The sequence below is a fragment of the Pseudomonas moorei genome, assembly GCF_008801475.1.
Lineage (GTDB): Bacteria > Pseudomonadota > Gammaproteobacteria > Pseudomonadales > Pseudomonadaceae > Aquipseudomonas > Aquipseudomonas moorei.
The window spans coordinates 187,147-206,744 of record NZ_VZPP01000005.1 but is presented as its reverse complement, the minus strand read 5'-3'; the positions used below and the strand labels follow the sequence as shown (position 1 = coordinate 206,744).

The following is a 19,598-nucleotide window of genomic DNA, read 5'->3' as shown; positions in this document are numbered from 1 at the left end:
ATTAGGTTATTGATGTGAAAAAGAAGGTTCCTGATCGACCAGGGCGGGCCGTCCTGCCGCAGGCTTGACCCATGTCAGGTAGGCCAGCACCAGCAAAACAATCCAGACCGCGCCGACGATCAGGGCCGCCTGGGTGTCCGGGAAATAGCCCAGTACGCCAAAGACGAAGAGCATGAAGGCAATCGCCGCCATGGGCGCATAAGGCCAGAACGGTACCGGGAATTTCAGTTGTGCGACCTGATCGCTGCTCATGGAGCGACGCATGGCTACCTGGGTGACCAGGATCATCAGCCACACCCACACCGTGGCAAAGGTTGCGATGGAGGCAATCAACAGAAAGACGTTTTCCGGGATCAGGTAGTTCAGCAACACGCCCAACAGCAGCGCGCCACTCATCACCACTACTGTCATCCATGGCACGCCATTGCGCGACAACTTCGCGAAGCCCTTGGGGGCATGCCCTTGCTGGGCCAAACCGAACATCATGCGGCCGGCGCCGAAGATGTCGCTGTTGATGGCCGAAATCGCCGCCGTGATCACCACAATATTGAGAATGGTCGCCGCCGAGCCGATCCCCAGATTGTCGAAAATCTGCACGAACGGGCTGCCTTGGCTGCCGATCTGCTGCCACGGAAAGATTGACATCAATACGAGCATGGTCAGTACGTAGAACAGCAAAATGCGCAATGGCACGGCATTGATCGCCCGAGGCAGCACATGCTGCGGGTCTTTGGCTTCACCGGCCGTTACACCGATGATTTCAATACCGCCGAACGCAAACATCACCACCGCGAATGAAGCGATCAGGCCACCCACACCGTTGGGCATGAAGCCACCCTGGCTCCAGAGGTTGCTGATGTCGGTGACTTGGCCGGGCGCCGAGCTGATGCCGAACAACATGATGCCGAAACCGCCAAGGATCATTGCAACAATGGCCGCCACCTTGAGCAGCGACAGCCAGAACTCCATTTCACCGAAGACTTTGACGTTGCACAGATTCAAGCCGCCCACGATGGAAACGACACCCAGTACCCAGATCCAGCGAGCGACTTCCGGAAACCAGAAACCCATGTAAATGCCGAACGCCGTAACGTCGGCCATTCCGACGATGACCATTTCGAACGCGTAGGTCCAACCCAGGATGAAACCCGCCATGGGTCCCAAATAGGTGCTGGCGTACTGACCGAAAGAGCCGGCCACCGGATTGTGCACCGCCATCTCACCGAGGGCGCGCATGACCATGAACACCGCCGCGCCACCAATCAGATAGGCCAGCAGCACCGCAGGACCGGCCATCTGGATGGCCGAGGCAGAACCATAAAACAGCCCGGTGCCGATAGCCGACCCCAGCGCCATGAAGCGAATATGTCGGGCAGAGAGCCCGCGTTTCAAACTTTTGCTTTGCGGCTGCATTGCTCGTCCTTAATTATTTTTATTCGACGTAAAAATCGAATCGCGAGCAGGCTCCCTCCCACAGGTGATAAACCTTCCATGTGGGAGCGAGCCTGCTCGCGATAAGACCATTACAGGCTCGGCAGCAACTTGGCCGACACCAGCTCGTTCAGGCAACGCGACGCCAGCAATTCAGTGGCTGCATTGATGTCCGGTGCGAAGAAACGGTCTTTCTCATAGAACGGCACTTCTTTACGCAAAATCGCCCGGGCCTGTTCCAGTTTCGGCGAGGTCTTCAGACCGTTGCGCAGGTCCAGGCCCTGCACCGCCGCCAGCCATTCCACGGCGAGAATCCCGCGGGTGTTCTCGGCCATTTCCCACAGACGCTTGCCCGCCGCCGGGGCCATCGAAACGTGGTCTTCCTGGTTGGCGGACGTCGGCAGGCTGTCCACCGAATGCGGATGGGACAGCGCCTTGTTTTCGCTGGCCAGTGCCGCCGCGGTCACCTGGGCGATCATGAAGCCGGAGTTCACGCCACCGTTGGCCACCAGGAACGGCGGCAGTTGCGACATGTGCTTGTCCATCATCAGCGAGATGCGACGCTCGCTCAGGGAACCGATTTCCGCGATGGCCAGGGCCATGTTGTCGGCAGCCATGGCCACCGGTTCGGCGTGGAAGTTACCGCCGGAGATCACATCGCCTTCAGCGGCGAACACCAGCGGGTTGTCCGAGACGGCGTTGGCTTCGATGGCCAGCACTTCGGCCGCCTGGCGGAACTGGGTCAGGCACGCGCCCATGACTTGCGGCTGGCAGCGCAGGGAGTACGGGTCCTGGACCTTCTCGCAGTTCTCGTGGGAGTCGGAGACTTCGCTGCGCTGGCCCAGCAGGTCGCGATACGCAGCGGCAGCGTCGATCTGGCCTTTCTGGCCACGGGCGGCGTGGATGCGCGCATCGAACGGCGAGCGCGAGCCCAGTACCGCTTCAACGGTCAGGCCACCCAGGGCCAGGGCACCGGCGAACAGGTCTTCGCCTTCGAACAGGCCGCGCAGGGCAAACGCGGTGGACACCTGGGTGCCGTTGAGCAGCGCCAGGCCTTCTTTTGCGGCCAGGGTCAGCGGAGTCAGACCGGCGACTTTCAGCGCTTCGGTCGCTTCCATCCACTCGCCTTTGTAACGCGCCTTGCCTTCACCCAGCAGCACCAGCGACATGTGCGCCAAAGGTGCCAGGTCGCCCGATGCGCCAACCGAGCCTTTCAGCGGAATGTGCGGGTAAACCTCGGCGTTGATCAGGGCGATCAGCGCATCGATCACCACCCGGCGAATGCCGGAGAAACCACGGCTCAGGCTGTTGACCTTGAGCACCATGATCAGGCGCACCAGATCGTCGCTGATCGGCTGGCCGACACCGGCAGCGTGGGACAGCACCAGCGAGCGCTGAAGGTTTTCCAGGTCTTCGCTGGCGATGCGGGTCGAGGCCAGCAGGCCGAAACCGGTGTTGATGCCGTACGCGGTACGGTTCTCGGCGAGGATCTGTTCCACGCAAGCGACACTGGCTTCGATCTGGGCCGAAGCGCTGTGGTCGAGGGTCAGTTTCACTGGCTGCTGATAGACATCACGCAGTTGGGCCAGGCTCAGTTGACCGGGAATCAGGTTTAGCGCAGTCATTTTGTGCTCCTTTTGAGAGTTATTTACTAACTAACCAGACGCTCCGGAGATGTCCGTTGTCCGTCGCGTCTCCCTTTTGGGGAGCCGCGCCTTGGCACGCTGGTTTTATGTGGAAATCAGTTCAGGCTCGGCAAAGCCTTGTGCAGCAACCCCGGTTCTTTCAAGACAGCCGCTGCCGCAGCAATGTCCGGCGCCAGCCAGCGGTCCTGGTCATAGGCCGGGACACGTTCGCGCAGCAGGCGCCACGCGGTATCGGTGCCCGCGCCGAAGCGTTGTTCTTTCAGGAATTCGAAGGCCTGGGCCGCCAGCAAGTACTCGATGGCAAGGATCTGCGTGCAGTTCTCCAGGGCGCGGTGCAGCTTCAGCGCGGCGTTGGTGCCCAGGCTCAGGTGGTCTTCCTGCAGGCCCGAGGTGACGTAGTTGTCGAGCACTGCCGGTTGCGCCAATTGGCGGTTTTCCGCGCACAAGGACGCGGCGACGTATTGCACGATCATCATCCCGGAGTTGACGCCCGGGTTGGCCACCAGGAAGGCTGGCAGACCGCTGACATGCGGGTTGATCAAACGGTCCAGACGACGCTCGGCAATGGAGCCGATTTCCGCCATGGCGATGGCCAGCAGGTCCGCCGCCAGCGCTACGGACTGGCCGTGCGGGTTGGCTTGGGAAACGACGCGATAGTTATCCGCAGTGCCCAGCACCAGCGGGTTGTCGGTGGCGCTGTTGAGCTCGGTTTCGATCTGTCGGGTCGCGTGCACCAGCTGGTCACGGGCCGCGCCATGCACCTGCGGGATCGAGCGAATGCTCAGGGCGTCCTGGGTACGGATGCCTTTGCTGCGGGCGATCACTTCGCTGCCGTCGAGCAAGGCCCGCAGGTTGATGCCGACCTGCTGCATGCCCGGATGCGGCTTGAGCGCGATGATCTCGGCGTCGAACGCATCGATCTGCCCACGCTGGGCTTCAAAACTCATCGCACCGATCACGTCGGCCCAGTGCAACAGATGCGCGGCGTCGGCAATCGCCAGGCAGCTCAGGCCTGTCATGCAGGGGGTGCCGTTGACCAGGCACAGACCATCCTTGGCACCCAGTTTGACCGGTTGCAGCCCTTCTTCAGCCAGGGCCTGCTGCGCGGAAACGATCTGCCCGCGATAGCTCACGTTACCGACGCCCAGCAAGGCGATACCGATGTGGGCCATGTGGGTCAGGTAGCCCACCGAGCCTTGGGAAGGCACTTGCGGGGTGATACCACGGTTGAGCAGCGCCAGCAGCGCTTCGACCACCTGCCGGTGCAGGCCGGATTTGCCATGGCTGTAGTTGACGACCGCGGCGCACATGATGGCGCGGGTCTGTTCGTTGGTCAGCGGTGCGCCTACACCGCAGGCGTGGCTCAGCAGGGTGTTACGCGACAACTGGCTGAGTTGTTCGTCCTGCAGCGAAACGTTGCACAACGCGCCCAGGCCGGTGTTGATGCCATAGGCGCGCTCGCCGCTGGTGACAATGCGCTGGACAATGGCCTGCGCATTTTCAATCCGGGCCCAGACCGGCGCCGACAGCTCCAGCTGTGCGCCATGACGGGCTACGGCGACCACATCCTGCCAACGGACCTGCGCCTCGGTGATAACGATTTTTTCAGCCTGGGACATCTGGAGCCTCATACAAAATCCATGGACATATAACACCTGTGGCGAGGGAGCTTGCTCCCGCTGGGCTGCGTAGCGGCCCCATAATTTTGCGACCGCTGCGCTTGGGCGGGAGCAAGCTCCCTCGCCACAAAAGCGGTCCCGCCACAAACCTCTTAAACCACCGCCGCCCGCCGCTGCACGAACCGATCGACATACTCATCGGCCGGCGAATGCAGGATCTCTTTCGGTGTGCCGACCTGGATCAGGCGGCCGTCCTTGAGGATCGCGATGCGGTTGCCGATGCGCACGGCCTCGTCGAGGTCGTGGGTGATGAAGACGATGGTCTTGTGCAGGGTCTTTTGCAGTTCCAGCAACTGGTCCTGCATCTCGGCGCGAATCAGCGGGTCAAGCGCACTGAAGGCTTCGTCCATCAAGATGATGTCGGTGTCCGCCGCCAAGGCACGGGCCAGGCCCACACGCTGACGCATACCGCCGGAGAGCTGATGCGGGAATTTATTTTCGTAGCCCTTGAGGCCCACGGTGTTGATCCAGTGCAGCGCGCGCTCGGCGCACATCTGCTTGCTCTCGCCACGGATTTTCAGGCCGTAGGCGACGTTGTCCAGCACGGTCTTGTGCGGCAACAGGCCGAAGCTCTGGAACACCATGCTGATCTTGCGACGGCGAAATTCGCGCAGGGCTTCCATGTCGTATTGCAGGATGTCCACGCCGTCCACCAGGATCGCGCCGCTGGTCGGGTCGATCAGGCGGTTGAAGTGGCGTACCAGCGTGGATTTGCCGGAACCCGACAGGCCCATGATCACGAAAATCTCGCCACTGCCGATGCTCAACGACAGGTCGTTCACGCCGACCACGCAGCCGGTTTCCGCCAGCACCTGATCCTTGGTCTTGCCCTGGCCAACCATGGCCAGCGCTTCCCTGGAACGGTTGCCGAAAATCTTGAAGACGTTTTTGACTTCGATCTTGCTCACGGTTGCCTTGTTCATTTGCTCACCTCATGCCGTGCGCGACCGTATGCTTGTGTAATGCGGTCGATCACCACTGCCAGAATCACGATCGCCAGACCGGCTTCCAGGCCACGTCCGACGTTGAGGGTCTGAATCCCCACCAACACGTCCTCACCCAGGCCACGGGCGCCGATCATCGAGGCAATCACCACCATCGACAGGGCCATCATGGTGGTCTGGTTGATCCCGGCCATGATGCTCGGGAGGGCCAGCGGCAGTTGCACGCCGAACAGTTGCTGCCAGCGGTTGGCACCGAAGGCGTTGATCGCTTCCATCACTTCGCCGTCAACCTGGCGAATGCCCAGGTCGGTCAGGCGGATCAGCGGTGGCGCGGCGTAGATCACGGTAGCGAAAATCGCCGGGACCTTGCCCAGGCCGAACAGCATCAGCACCGGAATCAGGTACACGAAGCTCGGCATGGTCTGCATGATGTCGAGCAACGGCATCAGCACCGAACGCAGGCGATTGCTGCGCGCCGAGAGAATGCCCAGCGGAATGCCGATCAACACCGAGATGATGGTCGCCACCATCATCAGCGCCAGGGTTTGCATCAACTTGTCCCAGAGGCCGACCGCACCCACCAGGAACAGCAAGCCGACGATCACGACCGTGGTCACGACTTTACGGGTGGCGTGCCAGGCCACGCCCGCCACGATGGCCAGCATCAGCCACCAAGGCGCCGCGCGCAGCAGGCCTTCGAGATTGACGATGGCCCACAACAGGGTGTCCGAGATGTGCCGGAACACGTCGCCGTAGTTGGTAACCAGCGAATCGACCCAACCGTTGACCCAGTCGGCGATGGAAAAGGTAAAGCTTTCGGGAAACATAAGAGACTCTCAATCAAGGGGTTGCGATCAAGCATCCGACTGCCGCTACCGACAGTCGGAAAGGCTCAAACTACAAGGCCGCGTCGATCTTTTTGGCAGCGTCTTCGCTTACCCATGCGTGCCAGACTTCAGGATGTTCCTTCAGGAAGATCTTGGCCAGTTTTGGCGACTCGATCCGCTCCTTGGTCATGCGACCCAGGTTCTGGTTCAGCAGGTCGATCGGCACGTTGACCTTTTCCATCACGGTCACCAGTTCCGGGGCTTCGTCGTGGAACGTCTTGGACAGGCCAACCTTGATGTTCACCGTCTTATCCACGCCTGGCTTCTCTTCGAGTTTCACCACGTCGACCTGGCCCATCAGCGGCGTTGGCGACCAGTAGTAGAACAGGATCGGCTCGCCACGCTTGTAGCTCGACAACACGGCGGCATCCAGCGCCGGGCCGGTGCCAGGGCGGAAGTTGGTGTAGCTGCTTTCCAGGCCATAGCTTTTCAGCATTTCGCTGTTGTCGAGTTCACAGGTCCAGCCGGCCGGGCAGTTGTAGAAACGGCCCTTGGAAGGCTCTTCGGCATCTTTGAACAGCGCCGAGTATTTGCCCAGGTCGGCAATGGCTTTCAGGTCTGGCGCCTTGGCTTCCAGCTTGCGCTTGGCGTCGCCTTCGATCACGTAGCGCGGCACGTACCAGCCTTCGACGGCGCCGACAATCGGAGCGCCGACACCGACGACTTTGCCGGCCTTCTCAGCCTTGTTCCAGACCTCGCTGCGGCCGACCCACTCTTCGGCAAACACCTGGATGTCGTTGCTGCTCAGGGCGTTTTCCATGGTGATGGAGTTGCCCGGCAGGCTGTCGGTCTTGCAGTCGTAGCCTTTCTCCAACACGACTTGCAGCACGTCGGTCAGCAGCATTGCGCTTTCCCAGTTCAGGCCGGCGAATTTCACCGGTTTGCCCGACTCACACCAACCCGCCGCTTGAGTGGCGCCGGCGCTGGCCAGCAGGCCCATGGAAAGCAAAGTAGTCAGCAGGGTCTTGTTCGATTTCATTGTTGTGACGCTCCTAATCATGAATTGGCTTACGGCAGTCAAGAGGCATCCAGCCCTGGCAACGTCCAATCAGGCCTGCGCCGCAGCGCGACCGGCCCCACTTGTTTTAGGTTGTACAACGTTGTTCTGCTCGACCGGCAGAATCAGGTGATCGGGCACGGTGCCGTGCCATTTTTTCGCACAGACGTAATACAGGGCTGCGGGCAGCGCCAGACCGATGATCCAGGAAATATCCACGTCACCCAGGGCTGCGACCAGCGGACCGGTGTAGAACTTGGTAGAGATGAACGGCAACTGCACCAGCACACCGAAGACATAAACGCTGATTCCGAGGACGTTCCAACGACCGTAGCGACCATTTGGATCGGCCAGCGCCGGCACGTCATAGCGCTCGCGGGTGATGCAGTAGTAGTCCACCAGGTTGATCGCGCTCCATGGCGTAAAGAACGCCAGCAGGAACAGGATGAAGGACTTGAACGCACCGAGGAACGAGTGCTGGCCGAGCAGCGCCATCAGGGTCGCAGCACCGACGATGACCAGCACGAAGACCAGACGCTGCAAGCGCGTGACCTTCAGATCACCACGGAAACCGCTGATGATGGTCGCAATGCACATGAAGCTGCCGTAGGAGTTCAGCGTGGAGATGGTGACCTTGCCGAACGCGATGCTGAAGTACAGCAGCGCAGCGGTGGCACCGGTACCGCCCAGACCCACGATATAGGCCACTTCGTGACCGGCGAATTGCCCGTTGGCCGAGGCGGCGGCGAACACGCCGAGGACCATCGCCACCTGTGCGCCAATGACCGAACCTGCGCCGGCGGCAAAAAAGGTTTTGACCGAGGAAATCTTGCTCGGCAAGTAGCGGGAATAGTCAGCCACGTATGGGCCGAAAGCGATCTGCCAGGACGCCGCGAGCGACACCGCCAGCAAGAAGCTGCTCCAGCTGAAGTGGCGGATTTGTAACAGCGCGCCAACGTCAACCTGGCTCATCAGACGGCTGAACAGATAAACAAAGGCGATCACGCCAATGACACTGGCGACACGGCCGATCCAATGGATCACTCGATATCCGAGCACCGTGACCAGCACGATGACACTGGCGAAAAGAAGAATGCCGACACTGTCGCTGACGCCAAACAACTGGCCCAGCGCCTGGCCGGAAAGCACGGTTCCCGTTGCAGTGAAACCGAGGTACATCAAACAGACCAGCACGATCGGGATGGCCGCGCCATAAACGCCGAATTGCACACGGCTGGAAATCATCTGCGGCAGGCCAAGCTTGGGCCCTTGCGCAGCATGCAGCGCCATGACGGCGCCGCCGAGCAGTTGACCGATCAACAGACCGATCAACGACCAGAACACATCACCGCCCAACACCACGGCCAGGGCCCCGGTGACAATCGCGGTGATTTGCAGGTTGGCACCCATCCACAGGGTGAACTGGCTCAACAGACGACCGTGTCTTTCCGCCTCCGGGATGTAGTCGATCGAACGCTTTTCGATCAACGGTTTGTTACCAGCACGTTCGCTGCTGACAGCCATGGTTCAACCTCTGTGGATTGTTCTAGTAGTTCACTGAGTGTCTGTAAGGCTGCTTTTCTGTAGGAGCGAGCCCGCTCGCTCCCACATAAAGCGGTTTTGCGTTATTTACCGGTAATCATCGGTAGGTTCAGGCCCTGCTCCTTGGCGCAGTCGATGGCGATCTGGTAACCGGCATCGGCGTGACGCATGACACCGGTGGCCGGGTCGTTGTGCAGCACGCGAGCGATACGCTCGGCCGCTTCGTCGGTACCGTCGCAGACAATCACCATGCCCGAGTGCTGGGAGAAGCCCATGCCGACGCCGCCGCCGTGGTGCAAGGACACCCAGGTTGCGCCGCTTGCGGTGTTGAGCAGGGCGTTGAGCAGTGGCCAGTCGGACACGGCGTCGGAGCCGTCCTGCATCGATTCGGTTTCGCGGTTCGGGCTGGCCACCGAACCGGAGTCCAGGTGGTCGCGACCGATGACGATTGGCGCGGACAATTCACCGCTGCGCACCATTTCGTTGAACGCCAGGCCCAGCTTGGCGCGAAGGCCCAGGCCGACCCAGCAGATACGGGCCGGCAGACCCTGGAAGCTGATGCGCTCGCGCGCCATGTCCAGCCAGTTGTGCAGGTGCGCGTCGTCCGGGATCAGTTCCTTGACCTTGGCGTCGGTCTTGTAGATGTCTTGCGGGTCGCCCGACAGGGCCGCCCAACGGAACGGGCCGATGCCACGGCAGAACAGCGGGCGGATGTAGGCCGGCACGAAGCCTGGGAAATCGAACGCGTTTTCCACGCCTTCTTCCTGGGCCATCTGACGGATGTTGTTGCCGTAGTCGAAGGTCGGGATGCCTTGCTTCTGGAAGTCGAGCATCGCTTTGACGTGCACGGCCATCGACTGCTTGGCGGCTTTGATCACGGCGGCCGGCTCGGTCTTGGCGCGGGCGCGGTATTGCTCCCAGGTCCAGCCGGCTGGCAGGTAACCGTTCAGTGGATCGTGGGCACTGGTCTGGTCGGTGACCATGTCCGGGCGCACACCGCGACGGACCAGTTCCGGCAGGATTTCAGCCGCGTTGCCCAGCAGCGCGACGGAGATCGCCTTGCCTTCGGCGGTGTACTTGGCGATACGCGCCAGTGCGTCGTCGAGGTCTTTGGCTTGCTCGTCGACGTAACGGCTTTTCAGGCGGAAATCGATGCTCACCTGTTGGCATTCGATGTTCAGCGAGCAGGCACCGGCCAGGGTGGCGGCCAGAGGCTGGGCGCCGCCCATGCCACCGAGGCCGGCGGTCAGGACCCACTTGCCTTTGAGGTTGTCGTTGTAGTGCTGGCGACCGGCTTCGACGAAGGTTTCGTAGGTGCCCTGGACGATGCCCTGGCTGCCGATGTAGATCCAGCTGCCGGCGGTCATCTGGCCGTACATGGCCAGGCCTTTGGCGTCCAGTTCGTTGAAGTGTTCCCAGTTCGCCCAGTGCGGCACCAGGTTGGAGTTGGCGATCAGTACGCGCGGGGCGTTGGCGTGGGTCTTGAACACGCCGACCGGCTTGCCGGATTGCACCAGCAGGGTCTCGTCGTCGTTCAGGTTGGTCAGGCTTTCGACGATCTTGTCGTAGCACTCCCAGTTACGCGCCGCACGACCGATGCCACCGTAAACCACCAGTTCCTTCGGGTTCTCGGCCACTTCCGGGTCGAGGTTGTTCATCAGCATGCGCAGCGGCGCTTCGGTCAGCCAGCTTTTGGCGGTCAGCTTGTTGCCGCGCGCGGCACGAATTTCTACGTCACGAAACTTAGTAGGTTTCTGGGTATTGTCAGTCACGAAAAAGACTCCTCAGCGATCAATTCAAACCAACCCTGGTGGGCAGCAGCCTGTGCGCATCGTTGCGCGACAAGCGAATCAGTGGACGCTGCGGGGAGTCTCGATCGACTCATACGCATACGTCTTTACTTGTACATACAAGCATATGCAATCAAGCGGCCAACTTGCCGAACGGGCATTCAAGAAAAACTCTGAAATGGCTGGAGAGCCCACGAATCAAGGGTTTCTGGCGTTGATGATTTTTTTCGCGGGGATTTTTCGAGTGCGTGCTCGTTGTTACTGCAACGCGGTTTTGCGCCACGTTGGGGCGTTCGGTAACACGTGATGCCCAATTAAGCGCATTCCAGAAACACCCTACAACCTCATCAGAAGTGTCCGACTCCACCGCCACTGATCTTCGCCGACTCCATGACCACCCCCCCTGAAGTCATTCCTGCGAGGAACGCGCAATGAAACAATGGAAAGTCAAAACCCACCTCTTGCTGATGGCCGTCATTCTGCTGGGCAGCCTGACCGGCATCGGCGCACTCGGCCTTTACGGCATGCGCGCTACGGTCCAGGGGCTGGAAACGGTTTACCTCGACCGGGTCATCCCGCAACAGGACCTGAAGAAAATTTCCGAGCTGTATTCCGTCACTATCGTCGACGCCATCCACAAGGCCCGCGATGGCATTTACAGTGGCGTCGACGCGGCGCAACAGATACGGCAAGCGATGCTTGAAATCGAGCCGCTATGGCGCACCTACCTGTCGACCCAACTGGTTGATGAAGAGGTTCGACTGATCAACGAGATCACGCCACTGATGCAGGCGACCGAAGTACCGCTCCAGCGGTTGCAGGCAATCCTGAACCGCAGCAACACCGCCAGCCAGAGCCTGGAGCAGTTCGCCGCACATCAGCTTTACCCCTTGATCGACCCGCTGACCTCACTGTTTTCGCAACTGACCGACGCTCAACTGAAAGAGGCTCGCCATCAGTTCGAACTCAGTCAGGCACTCTACGAGGACAATATATGGCTGATGGCCCTGGTCCTGGGCTTCGCGCTGTTGTCTGGCAGCCTTTACGCCCTGCTGTTCGGCGCCAGGCTGACGCGATACCTGGGCGCCGAGCCACACGAGCTGGCCAGTATCAGCACACGGATTGCCCAGGGCATGCTCGGCGATCCGGCGATTGGCAACGCGAAATCCACAGGCGTCATGCAATCGGTCGAGGCCATGCGGCGCAGCCTGGCCAGCATGATCGGCAAGGTGCGCGAGGCCTCGCAGCACATCGAGTCCTCGACCCTGAGCCTGAGCATTTCGTCCGAGCAAGGCCTCAAACAGGCGGCCGAGCAAAATGGCGCGGCCTCTTCCATAGCCGCCGCGGCGGAACAGATGTCAGCCAACATTACGCACATCGCCGAGAACGCCGCGCAGGCGCACGACACCACACAAAAGGCCGAGCAGATCACCGCCCTGGGCATTGCCAGCATGGACCGCTCTATCATCGAGATGCAGCAGATCGCCCAACTGGTGACCCAGACGTCGAGTGAAATCGACCAATTGACCCAGCACTCCAACGCCATCGGGAAAATTGTCGACGTGATCCACAGCATTGCCGAACAGACCAACCTGCTCGCCCTCAATGCCGCCATCGAGGCGGCGCGGGCCGGCAAGCAAGGTCGCGGTTTTGCCGTGGTGGCCGATGAAGTGCGGGAGCTGGCGACCCGCACGACCCGCTCCACCGCCGAGATCGTGGTGCTGGTGAGTACCATTCAAAGCGGCATGCGAAAAGCCAGCAGCAGCATGAATTCCGGCCGCGAGCGGGTTCTTCAGGGTCAACAGCTGATCGACAGTGCCGGCGCATCGATGAATGACGTCAAGGCCGTGCTCGACGCGTCACTCAATGCCGTCAGCCAGATCTCCCATGCCTTGCAGGAACAGCGCGAAGCCAGCGAGGACGTGGCGCGCAATGTGGAAACCGTGGCGCAGCGGGTCGAGAAAAATGTCGCGGCGCAACAGGACGTGGTGAAAACCATCCAGGCGTTGAAAGGGATGTCGAGTGAACTGGAGGCAACCGTTCGAGGTTTTACCCTCGAACGGGAGTAACCGGGATCAGCCGCGAGACGTGAGTTCGATCACGCAGCACAGCCCCTTGATGGCGACGTCCAGCAACCCGGCATTCGCCTCCAACTGCAGGCAATCATGGAGGCCCAATGCCTGGACGCGGTTATCGACGCAGACGTCAGTTTGCTCGCTCACGCTGAACACCAGCAGTGTGCTGGCCTCGCTGAAAAACCGCTGCTCGCCGGCCAGCCACTGCAACCGCGCACGGTAGCGCTGCGGCGCATAGATCAGGTTGAAATCGCGGATCGCTCCACCGAGCAGCGTGCAGGACACCTGGCTTTCGCCACTGAAGGCGAACGGGTCGAGGGGTAACAATGGCCGCGTGCTTTGACCGTCCACCGACAACGTCATGCCGTCGCCCTGCAGCACGGTGATGATCCGCTCATAACCGGCGAAGGTGGAAAAACCGCCCGACTCACCGATGTCGGCAATCGACAGGCGCCAGCCGAAGCCGTCCAGGCCAGTGCCGGCATCGCGGCTGATTTCTTCAGTGCTGCCGCCGCCGTTCTTCCAGGGCATGCGCGGGTAGTCTTTGGCGCGTAAAACTTTCAACTCGTTCATTTATGAAACCGGCCTTCCAGACGATGACGGGAACCAGGGTGGATCAAACGGGCGGCCGTCACCGGCTGACGGCCAGACCAGGTACGGCGGCGAATCAGCAGGCACGGCTCGCCTTTTTCAATCTGCAGCAATTTGCATTCGGATGACTCGGCCAGAATGGCTTCGACCACGTGCTCGCCTTCGGTCAGCGGCGCGACCTGGTTGAGGTAGGCGTAAGGCGTTTGCAGGGTGAAGTCCTGCTTGAGGTAATCCGGCGCCACCAGCGCATTGACGAAACGGTCTTCGATTTGCACCGGAATATCGTTTTCGAAATGCACGATCAGCGAGTGGAAGACTTTCTGCCCTTCACGCATGTCGAGGGCCAGGGCGCGTTCCGAGCCGGCGGCCTCTTCTTCAAGGGTGATGACCTTGCAAGTGTGGCGATGACCGCGGGAAGCGATTTCGTCGGCGATGTTGTGCACTTCAAACAGCGCGGACTGGCTTTTCGGCTCGGCGACGAAGGTGCCGACGCCTTGCATGCGCACCAGCAGGCCGTCAGCGGTCATCTCGCGCAGGGCGCGGTTGATGGTCATGCGGCTGAAACCCAGCTGATTGACCAGCTCGCTTTCCGACGGAACGCGGTAGTGCGGCGGCCAGTTTCCACTGTCGATTTGCTGGGTGATCATTTGTTTGACGCGAGCATACAAGGGCGCCGGACTGTCGCCCATGTTCGCGGCCAACGGAGAGACTGGAGGCGGAGTCGGCACGGTTAATCCTTGATGGTTTAGTAGAGATTGCTAGCTTGCCGGAGTTTACCGGGCAGGCAAACGTCTGTATATGTATATACAAATAACACACGATGGGGTTCTGAACCATGACCGCCTTCTTTGCCGAACGCGCGCTGCTGCCTAGTGGATGGGCCAACAATGTACGTCTTGAGGTCAGCGCCGATGGCGTTTTGACCCATATCCAGGCCGATTCCCATGCAGAAGGCGCCGAACGGCTGAGCGGCCCGCTCTTGCCCGGCATGCCGAACCTGCATTCTCACGCCTTCCAGCGGGCCATGGCCGGACTGGCGGAAGTGGCGGGGAATCCGAATGACAGTTTCTGGACGTGGCGCGATCTGATGTATCGCCTCGTCGGAAAAATCAGCCCCGAACAACTCGGTGTCATCGCTCGTCAGCTGTACATCGAAATGCTCAAGGCCGGTTACACCTCGGTGGCCGAATTCCATTACGTCCACCACGACAACAACGGCCAGCCCTATGCAGACCCGGCCGAACTGGCCCTGCGTATCAGCCAGGCCGCGCGTTCCGCCGGTATTGGCTTGACCCTGCTGCCGGTGCTGTACAGCCATTCCGGCTTCGGCGGCCAGACGCCGAACGAGGGCCAGCGCCGCTTCATCAACAGCACCGAGAACTACCTCAAGCTGCAATCGCGCCTGCAGCCGGTTCTGGCGCAGCAACCGGCGCAGTCGCTGGGTCTGTGCTTCCACTCGTTACGCGCGGTGACGCCGCAGCAGATCAGCGAAGTGCTGGCCGCCAGCGACAAACAGTGCCCTGTGCATATCCACATTGCCGAACAGCAAAAAGAAGTCGACGACTGCCTGACCTGGAGCGGCCGTCGTCCCTTGCAATGGCTGTACGAAAATACCGAAGTCGATCAGCGCTGGTGCCTGATCCACGCCACCCACGCGAATCCGGAAGAAGTCACGCTGATGGCCAGGAGCCGCGCCATTGCCGGCCTGTGCCTGACCACCGAAGCCAACCTGGGCGACGGGATTTTCCCGGCGGTGGATTTCCTGGCACAAGGCGGCCGCATGGGCATCGGTTCCGACAGCCATGTGTCATTGAGCGTGGTGGAAGAATTGCGTTGGCTGGAATACGGCCAGCGACTGCGCGATCAACGGCGTAATCGCCTGTATGGCGCGGATCAGCCCATGGTTGGCCGCACCCTGTTCGACGCGGCGCTCGACGGTGGTGCCCAGGCGCTGGGGCAACCGATCGGCGCGCTGGAAGTCGGCAAGCGTGCGGATTGGCTGGTACTGGACGGCAACGACCCGTACCTGGCAACGGCCAGTGGCGACGGGATTCTGAACCGCTGGTTGTTTGCCGGTGGCGACCGTCAGGTGCGGGACGTGCTGGTGAACGGCCAGTGGGTCGTGCGCGACGGGCGTCATGCCGATGAGGAAGACAGCAACCGCGCCTTTACCCAGGTCCTGCGCGAACTTTTAGGCTGACGCAAAAACCTGTGGGAGCGAGCTTGCTCGCTCCCACAAGGTCATGTGCTATCAGTTCGAGGTCTTGGCCATCTGCGTGTCCGACGCTCGCCAGATCAGCCGCGTCGTGTCATAGCCCTGCTGACGCGCCTTGCTCAGCAGGTCTTCACGCACCACACCGTCAACGGTCGGCGTGCGCGATAGCAGCCACAGGTATCGACGGCTCGGGTCGCCGACGATCGCGGTCTTGTAGTCGTCGCTGACGTACAACACCCAGTACTCGCCCTTCGAAACACCCGGAATCAACCTCGAAAACCAGGTATCGAACTCGACCCACAATTTGTCGGTCTTGCCCGGCACCTGTGGATAAGCCGTGCCCTTGACCTCTTCCCATTGCCATTGCGCCGTCAGGCAGCGGTTCAACACCGCCATGTTGCCATCCGGTTTGAGCGTGTAGTGGGCTTCGGATTGCGCACAGTCGCGCTGGAAATACATCGGCATACGCGCCAACTCGTACCAGGTGCCCTGGTAACGCTTGAGGTTGACACTGTCGGCTGTCTTGGGCGCCAACGGATCCTGGCCAGAAGTGGCACAGCCGGCCAATACCAGGCCGGCAAAAAGCATCATCAATAACCGCTTCATTGTTTTTCTCCCGTGGGCGCGTAGCCCCGGTTTATTTCAGGCCTTGGCCGGAAAACATCAGCACTTTGTCACCGGCATACTGCACGCTGATAAAGCTGTTCTTGTCACCCCAGGTGCAACTGGACATGCCCAGCGCGCCCGAGCAGTCGGCAGGCTTGCCCAGCAAGGTTTCTACATCGGCCTTGGCCATGCCGGCCGAGAGCTTCGAATAGTTTTCCTGATTGACCTTGCTGCAGGCAGCCAGCAACACGCAGAACGAAAGCAGGGCAATGGATCGCAGCGACATGGTGTAACTCCAGGGGTGAAGGGATTGGCATGGCTGCCAAACTGAACCTTAGAAGAGAAAACCCCTTTCTGGTTCCCTGGCCAATCGCCTATTTATCGGGCCGCTCGTCCGCCTTTTTGCGAAAAAACAGCCACGTTGTTTGCCAGGCGGGTATTTCATCGGTTTTCACAAAAAAGCGCCTAATCTTTGGCGCCGTCCAGTCGACATACATGACAGCGCAAACCCACGTCCGTAGGGATTGCCTCCTTTGTTGATCTGTCTTTCCGCGGTAGCTCATTTAATGACCAGAAACATGAAATTCAGCCACAAGATTTTGTTGGCTGCCGCCCTCGTGGTGGCCGTTGCATTCGCTTGTTTCATCCTGTTCAACGACTATCGTCAGCGTCAGACGCTGCATAACAACACCGAAGCCTCGATGCAGGAGCTCGGCAGCCTGACCACCAGCAACATCCAGACCTGGCTGGAAAGCCGCATGCAGCTGCTGCAATCGATGGCCCAACAGGTCAGCGCCGATGGCAACGCCCCCGCCAGCCTGAAGCGGATCATTGACCTGCCCGCCTACACCGGCAATTTCCAGCTGAGCTACTTCGGCGGTGCCGACGGCGTCATGTTCTCGGTCCCGGCCGGTAACCGTGCGGCGGACTACGACCCGCGCGCCCGTGGCTGGTACAAGGCGGCCAACAGCGCACAACAGACCATCGTCACCGAACCCTACATCGCCGCCTCGTCGGGAAAACTGGTAATCACCGTCGCGACTCCGGTACAACGCCAGGGCCAGATGATCGGCGTCGCCGGCGCCGACATCGACCTGTCCAGCGTCAGCGCAATCATCAACTCGCTGAACTTCGGTGGTCATGGCCATGCCTTCATTGTCAGTGCCGACGGCAAGATCCTGATCCACCCGGACAGCAAACTGGTGCTCAAGAACCTGACCGATGCCTACCCCAACGGGGCGCCGAAAATCAGCCCGGGCCTAAAGGAAGTCGAGGTAGACGGGGAGAAACAATTCATCTCGTTCACCCACGTCAACGGCGTGCCTTCGGCGGATTGGTATGTGGCACTGGTGCTCGACCAGGACACCGCGTTCTCGATGCTCAGTGAATTCCGCACTTCGGCGCTTATCGCCATGGTGATTGCCGTGGTGATCATCATCGCGTTGCTGGGCATGCTGATCCGTTTCCTGATGCAGCCGTTGCTGGCCATGGGTCGCGCCATGCACGACATCGCCGAAGGCGAAGGGGATCTGACCAAGCGCCTGACCATTCACGGTCACGACGAATTCGGCGCACTGGGGCTTTCATTCAACCGTTTCGTCGAGCGCATTCACACCTCGATCATCGAAGTGTCCTCGGCCACCGGCCAGGTCAACGAAGTGGCGCTGCGTGTGGTGGCCGCCTCGAACTCGTCGATGTTCAACTCCGACCAGCAGGCCTCGCGCACCAGCAGCGTCGCCGCAGCGATCAACCAGCTCGGTGCCGCCGCCCAGGAAATCGCCCAGAACGCCGCCCTCGCCTCCCAGCACTCGAGCGACGCCCGTAGCCTGGCCGAAGACGGTCAGCAGGTGGTGGACAAAACCATCAGCGCGATGCACCAGCTCTCGGCGAAGATCAGCGATTCATGCGGCAACATCGAGACGCTCAACAGCAACACTGTCAACATCGGGCAGATTCTGGAAGTGATCACCAGCATCTCCCAGCAGACCAACCTGCTGGCACTGAACGCTGCCATCGAAGCGGCGCGTGCCGGTGAAGCCGGACGCGGGTTTGCGGTGGTGGCCGATGAAGTGCGCAACCTCGCCCACCGCACTCAGGACTCGGCGCAACAAGTGCAGAAAATGATCGAAGAACTGCAGGTCGGTGCGCGGGAAGCGGTCACCATCATGACCGATAGCCAGCGCCAGAGTGAAAGCAGCGTCGGCATCGCCAACCAGGCCGGTGAGCGCCTGGGCAGCGTGACCCAGCGCATCGGCGAAATCGACGGAATGAACCAGTCGGTCGCCACGGCCACCGAAGAACAGACCGCAGTGGTCGAGTCGATTAACGTCGACATCACCGAGATCAACACGCTGAACCAGGAAGGCGTGGAGAACCTGCAGGCAACCTTGCGTGCCTGTGCCGACCTCGAGCAGCAGGCGGCGCGGTTGAAGCATCTGGTGGGTAGTTTCAGGATCTAAGCCGGTCTTACCGGCCTCATCGCTGGCAAGCCAGCTCCCACAGGAATCTTCGGCGAACACCTATGCTGTGTCCGACCAGATCACTGTGAGAGCGGGCTTGCCCGCGATGAAGGCATCAGCCGAAATGAAGATTTAAAACCGTGACCCCGGTTTCGACAGAAACGCCAACTCCTCAGCCGTAGACTCCCGCCCCAACACCGCATTGCGATGCGGAAACCGTCCAAACCGCGCAATCACTTTCTGATGCCGCTCGGCGAAATCCAGGTAATCGGTAAACAGTGCGCGGTCGGCTTCCGGTTGCTGCGCCAACAGATCAATGTAGCGCGAAACACCTTCGTTCTGTGCCGCCAGATGCTCGCTGTGTTCGAACACCAGGTAGATAAACACACGCTGGATGGGTCTTAACTGTCGATCGAAATCCGCAGCAATGCCCTGCGCGACCAGCGCCTGAGCCCTGATGTCACCGGAAAAAGCCTTGGGGGAGTCGCGAAAGATCATTCGCGGGAGTTGATCGAGTAGCAGCACCAGCGCCAGCCAACCTTCGGGGCATTGCGCCCAATCGGTCAAACCGCCGGTCAGTGCCTGCTCGACCTGGCCCCCGAAACGCGTGCGCGCTTCGAGGTCCTGGCTGTCACGCTTGCCGAACCATAACTTGCCCTTGTCAGCCGCGACTTCCCTGGAAGATTCGGCTTTACCGAACCACCATTCGAGCAACGGCTGCCAGGGCGCGTTCATG

Annotated in this window: 16 protein-coding genes and 1 pseudogene; 4 read left to right on the top strand and 13 right to left on the bottom strand. The window is 60.7% G+C overall.

Translation table 11 applies throughout. The features are described from left to right. Positions 1-6 precede the first annotated feature (6 nt). The 8 genes from F7R06_RS11185 to hutU all read right to left on the bottom strand — a co-directional run bounded on the left by F7R06_RS11185 (position 7) and on the right by hutU (position 10,898). Positions 7-1,413, bottom strand: a complete 1,407-nt coding sequence (locus F7R06_RS11185; RefSeq protein WP_090328130.1) for an amino acid permease — start codon at positions 1,411-1,413, stop codon at positions 7-9. A gap of 110 nt (positions 1,414-1,523) precedes the next feature. Continuing rightward, positions 1,524-3,056: a histidine ammonia-lyase gene (gene hutH / locus F7R06_RS11180; protein ID WP_090328127.1), complete on the bottom strand. Its 1,533-nt coding sequence runs from the start codon at positions 3,054-3,056 to the stop codon at positions 1,524-1,526. A gap of 116 nt (positions 3,057-3,172) precedes the next feature. Continuing rightward, positions 3,173-4,696 (bottom strand): histidine ammonia-lyase, encoded by a 1,524-nt coding sequence (gene hutH / locus F7R06_RS11175; RefSeq protein WP_090328125.1) that lies wholly within the window; start codon positions 4,694-4,696, stop codon positions 3,173-3,175. Between the two features lie 152 nt (positions 4,697-4,848). Beyond that, complete coding sequence (locus F7R06_RS11170) at positions 4,849-5,679, bottom strand: quaternary amine ABC transporter ATP-binding protein (RefSeq protein WP_090328122.1); 831 nt, start codon at positions 5,677-5,679, stop codon at positions 4,849-4,851. After that, a complete protein-coding gene (locus F7R06_RS11165) occupies positions 5,676-6,527 on the bottom strand; it encodes an ABC transporter permease (RefSeq protein WP_090328119.1) in 852 nt (283 codons plus the stop codon). Before F7R06_RS11165 ends, F7R06_RS11170 begins: the two co-directional genes overlap by 4 nt. A 70-nt stretch (positions 6,528-6,597) precedes the next feature. Continuing rightward, complete coding sequence (locus F7R06_RS11160) at positions 6,598-7,566, bottom strand: ABC transporter substrate-binding protein (RefSeq protein WP_090328116.1); 969 nt, start codon at positions 7,564-7,566, stop codon at positions 6,598-6,600. A gap of 69 nt (positions 7,567-7,635) precedes the next feature. Next, a complete protein-coding gene (locus tag F7R06_RS11155) occupies positions 7,636-9,108 on the bottom strand; it encodes a purine-cytosine permease family protein (RefSeq protein WP_090328113.1) in 1,473 nt (490 codons plus the stop codon). A gap of 101 nt (positions 9,109-9,209) precedes the next feature. Next, positions 9,210-10,898, bottom strand: a complete 1,689-nt coding sequence (gene hutU / locus F7R06_RS11150) for a urocanate hydratase (RefSeq protein WP_090328110.1) — start codon at positions 10,896-10,898, stop codon at positions 9,210-9,212. A 449-nt stretch (positions 10,899-11,347) separates the two neighbouring features. Here hutU and F7R06_RS11145 point away from each other — a divergent pair, with 449 nt between their 5' ends. Further along, positions 11,348-12,985 (top strand): methyl-accepting chemotaxis protein, encoded by a 1,638-nt coding sequence (locus F7R06_RS11145; protein WP_090328108.1) that lies wholly within the window; start codon positions 11,348-11,350, stop codon positions 12,983-12,985. Between the two features lie 6 nt (positions 12,986-12,991). Here the strand turns inward: F7R06_RS11145 and F7R06_RS11140 are convergent, their stop codons facing one another. Next, positions 12,992-13,564: a HutD/Ves family protein gene (locus tag F7R06_RS11140; protein ID WP_090328106.1), complete on the bottom strand. Its 573-nt coding sequence runs from the start codon at positions 13,562-13,564 to the stop codon at positions 12,992-12,994. Next, positions 13,561-14,271, bottom strand: coding sequence for a histidine utilization transcriptional repressor HutC (gene hutC / locus F7R06_RS11135; protein ID WP_162493950.1), 711 nt, complete (start codon positions 14,269-14,271; stop codon positions 13,561-13,563). Before hutC ends, F7R06_RS11140 begins: the two co-directional genes overlap by 4 nt. Before the next feature lie 146 nt (positions 14,272-14,417). On the opposite strand from hutC, the gene F7R06_RS11130 reads away from it, so the two are divergent. After that, positions 14,418-15,782, top strand: a complete 1,365-nt coding sequence (locus F7R06_RS11130; RefSeq protein ID WP_090328100.1) for a formimidoylglutamate deiminase — start codon at positions 14,418-14,420, stop codon at positions 15,780-15,782. A 51-nt stretch (positions 15,783-15,833) separates the two neighbouring features. Here the strand turns inward: F7R06_RS11130 and F7R06_RS11125 are convergent, their stop codons facing one another. Next, a complete protein-coding gene (locus tag F7R06_RS11125) occupies positions 15,834-16,403 on the bottom strand; it encodes a lipocalin family protein (protein WP_090328098.1) in 570 nt (189 codons plus the stop codon). Positions 16,404-16,434: 31 nt separating this feature from the next. Then, on the bottom strand, positions 16,435-16,689 hold the full coding sequence (locus F7R06_RS11120) for a hypothetical protein (protein WP_090328096.1): 255 nt from the start codon (positions 16,687-16,689) through the stop codon (positions 16,435-16,437). A 280-nt stretch (positions 16,690-16,969) separates the two neighbouring features. Here F7R06_RS11120 and F7R06_RS31420 point away from each other — a divergent pair. Continuing rightward, positions 16,970-18,004, top strand: a pseudogene (locus F7R06_RS31420) (HAMP domain-containing protein); the annotation flags it as partial. A gap of 93 nt (positions 18,005-18,097) precedes the next feature. Next, positions 18,098-18,862 (top strand): methyl-accepting chemotaxis protein, encoded by a 765-nt coding sequence (locus F7R06_RS31415; RefSeq protein ID WP_390959813.1) that lies wholly within the window; start codon positions 18,098-18,100, stop codon positions 18,860-18,862. A 132-nt stretch (positions 18,863-18,994) separates the two neighbouring features. Here F7R06_RS31415 and F7R06_RS11110 read toward each other — a convergent pair whose 3' ends face one another. Then, positions 18,995-19,597 (bottom strand): DUF924 family protein, encoded by a 603-nt coding sequence (locus tag F7R06_RS11110; RefSeq protein ID WP_090328090.1) that lies wholly within the window; start codon positions 19,595-19,597, stop codon positions 18,995-18,997. Between the last annotated feature and the right edge of the window lies 1 nt (position 19,598).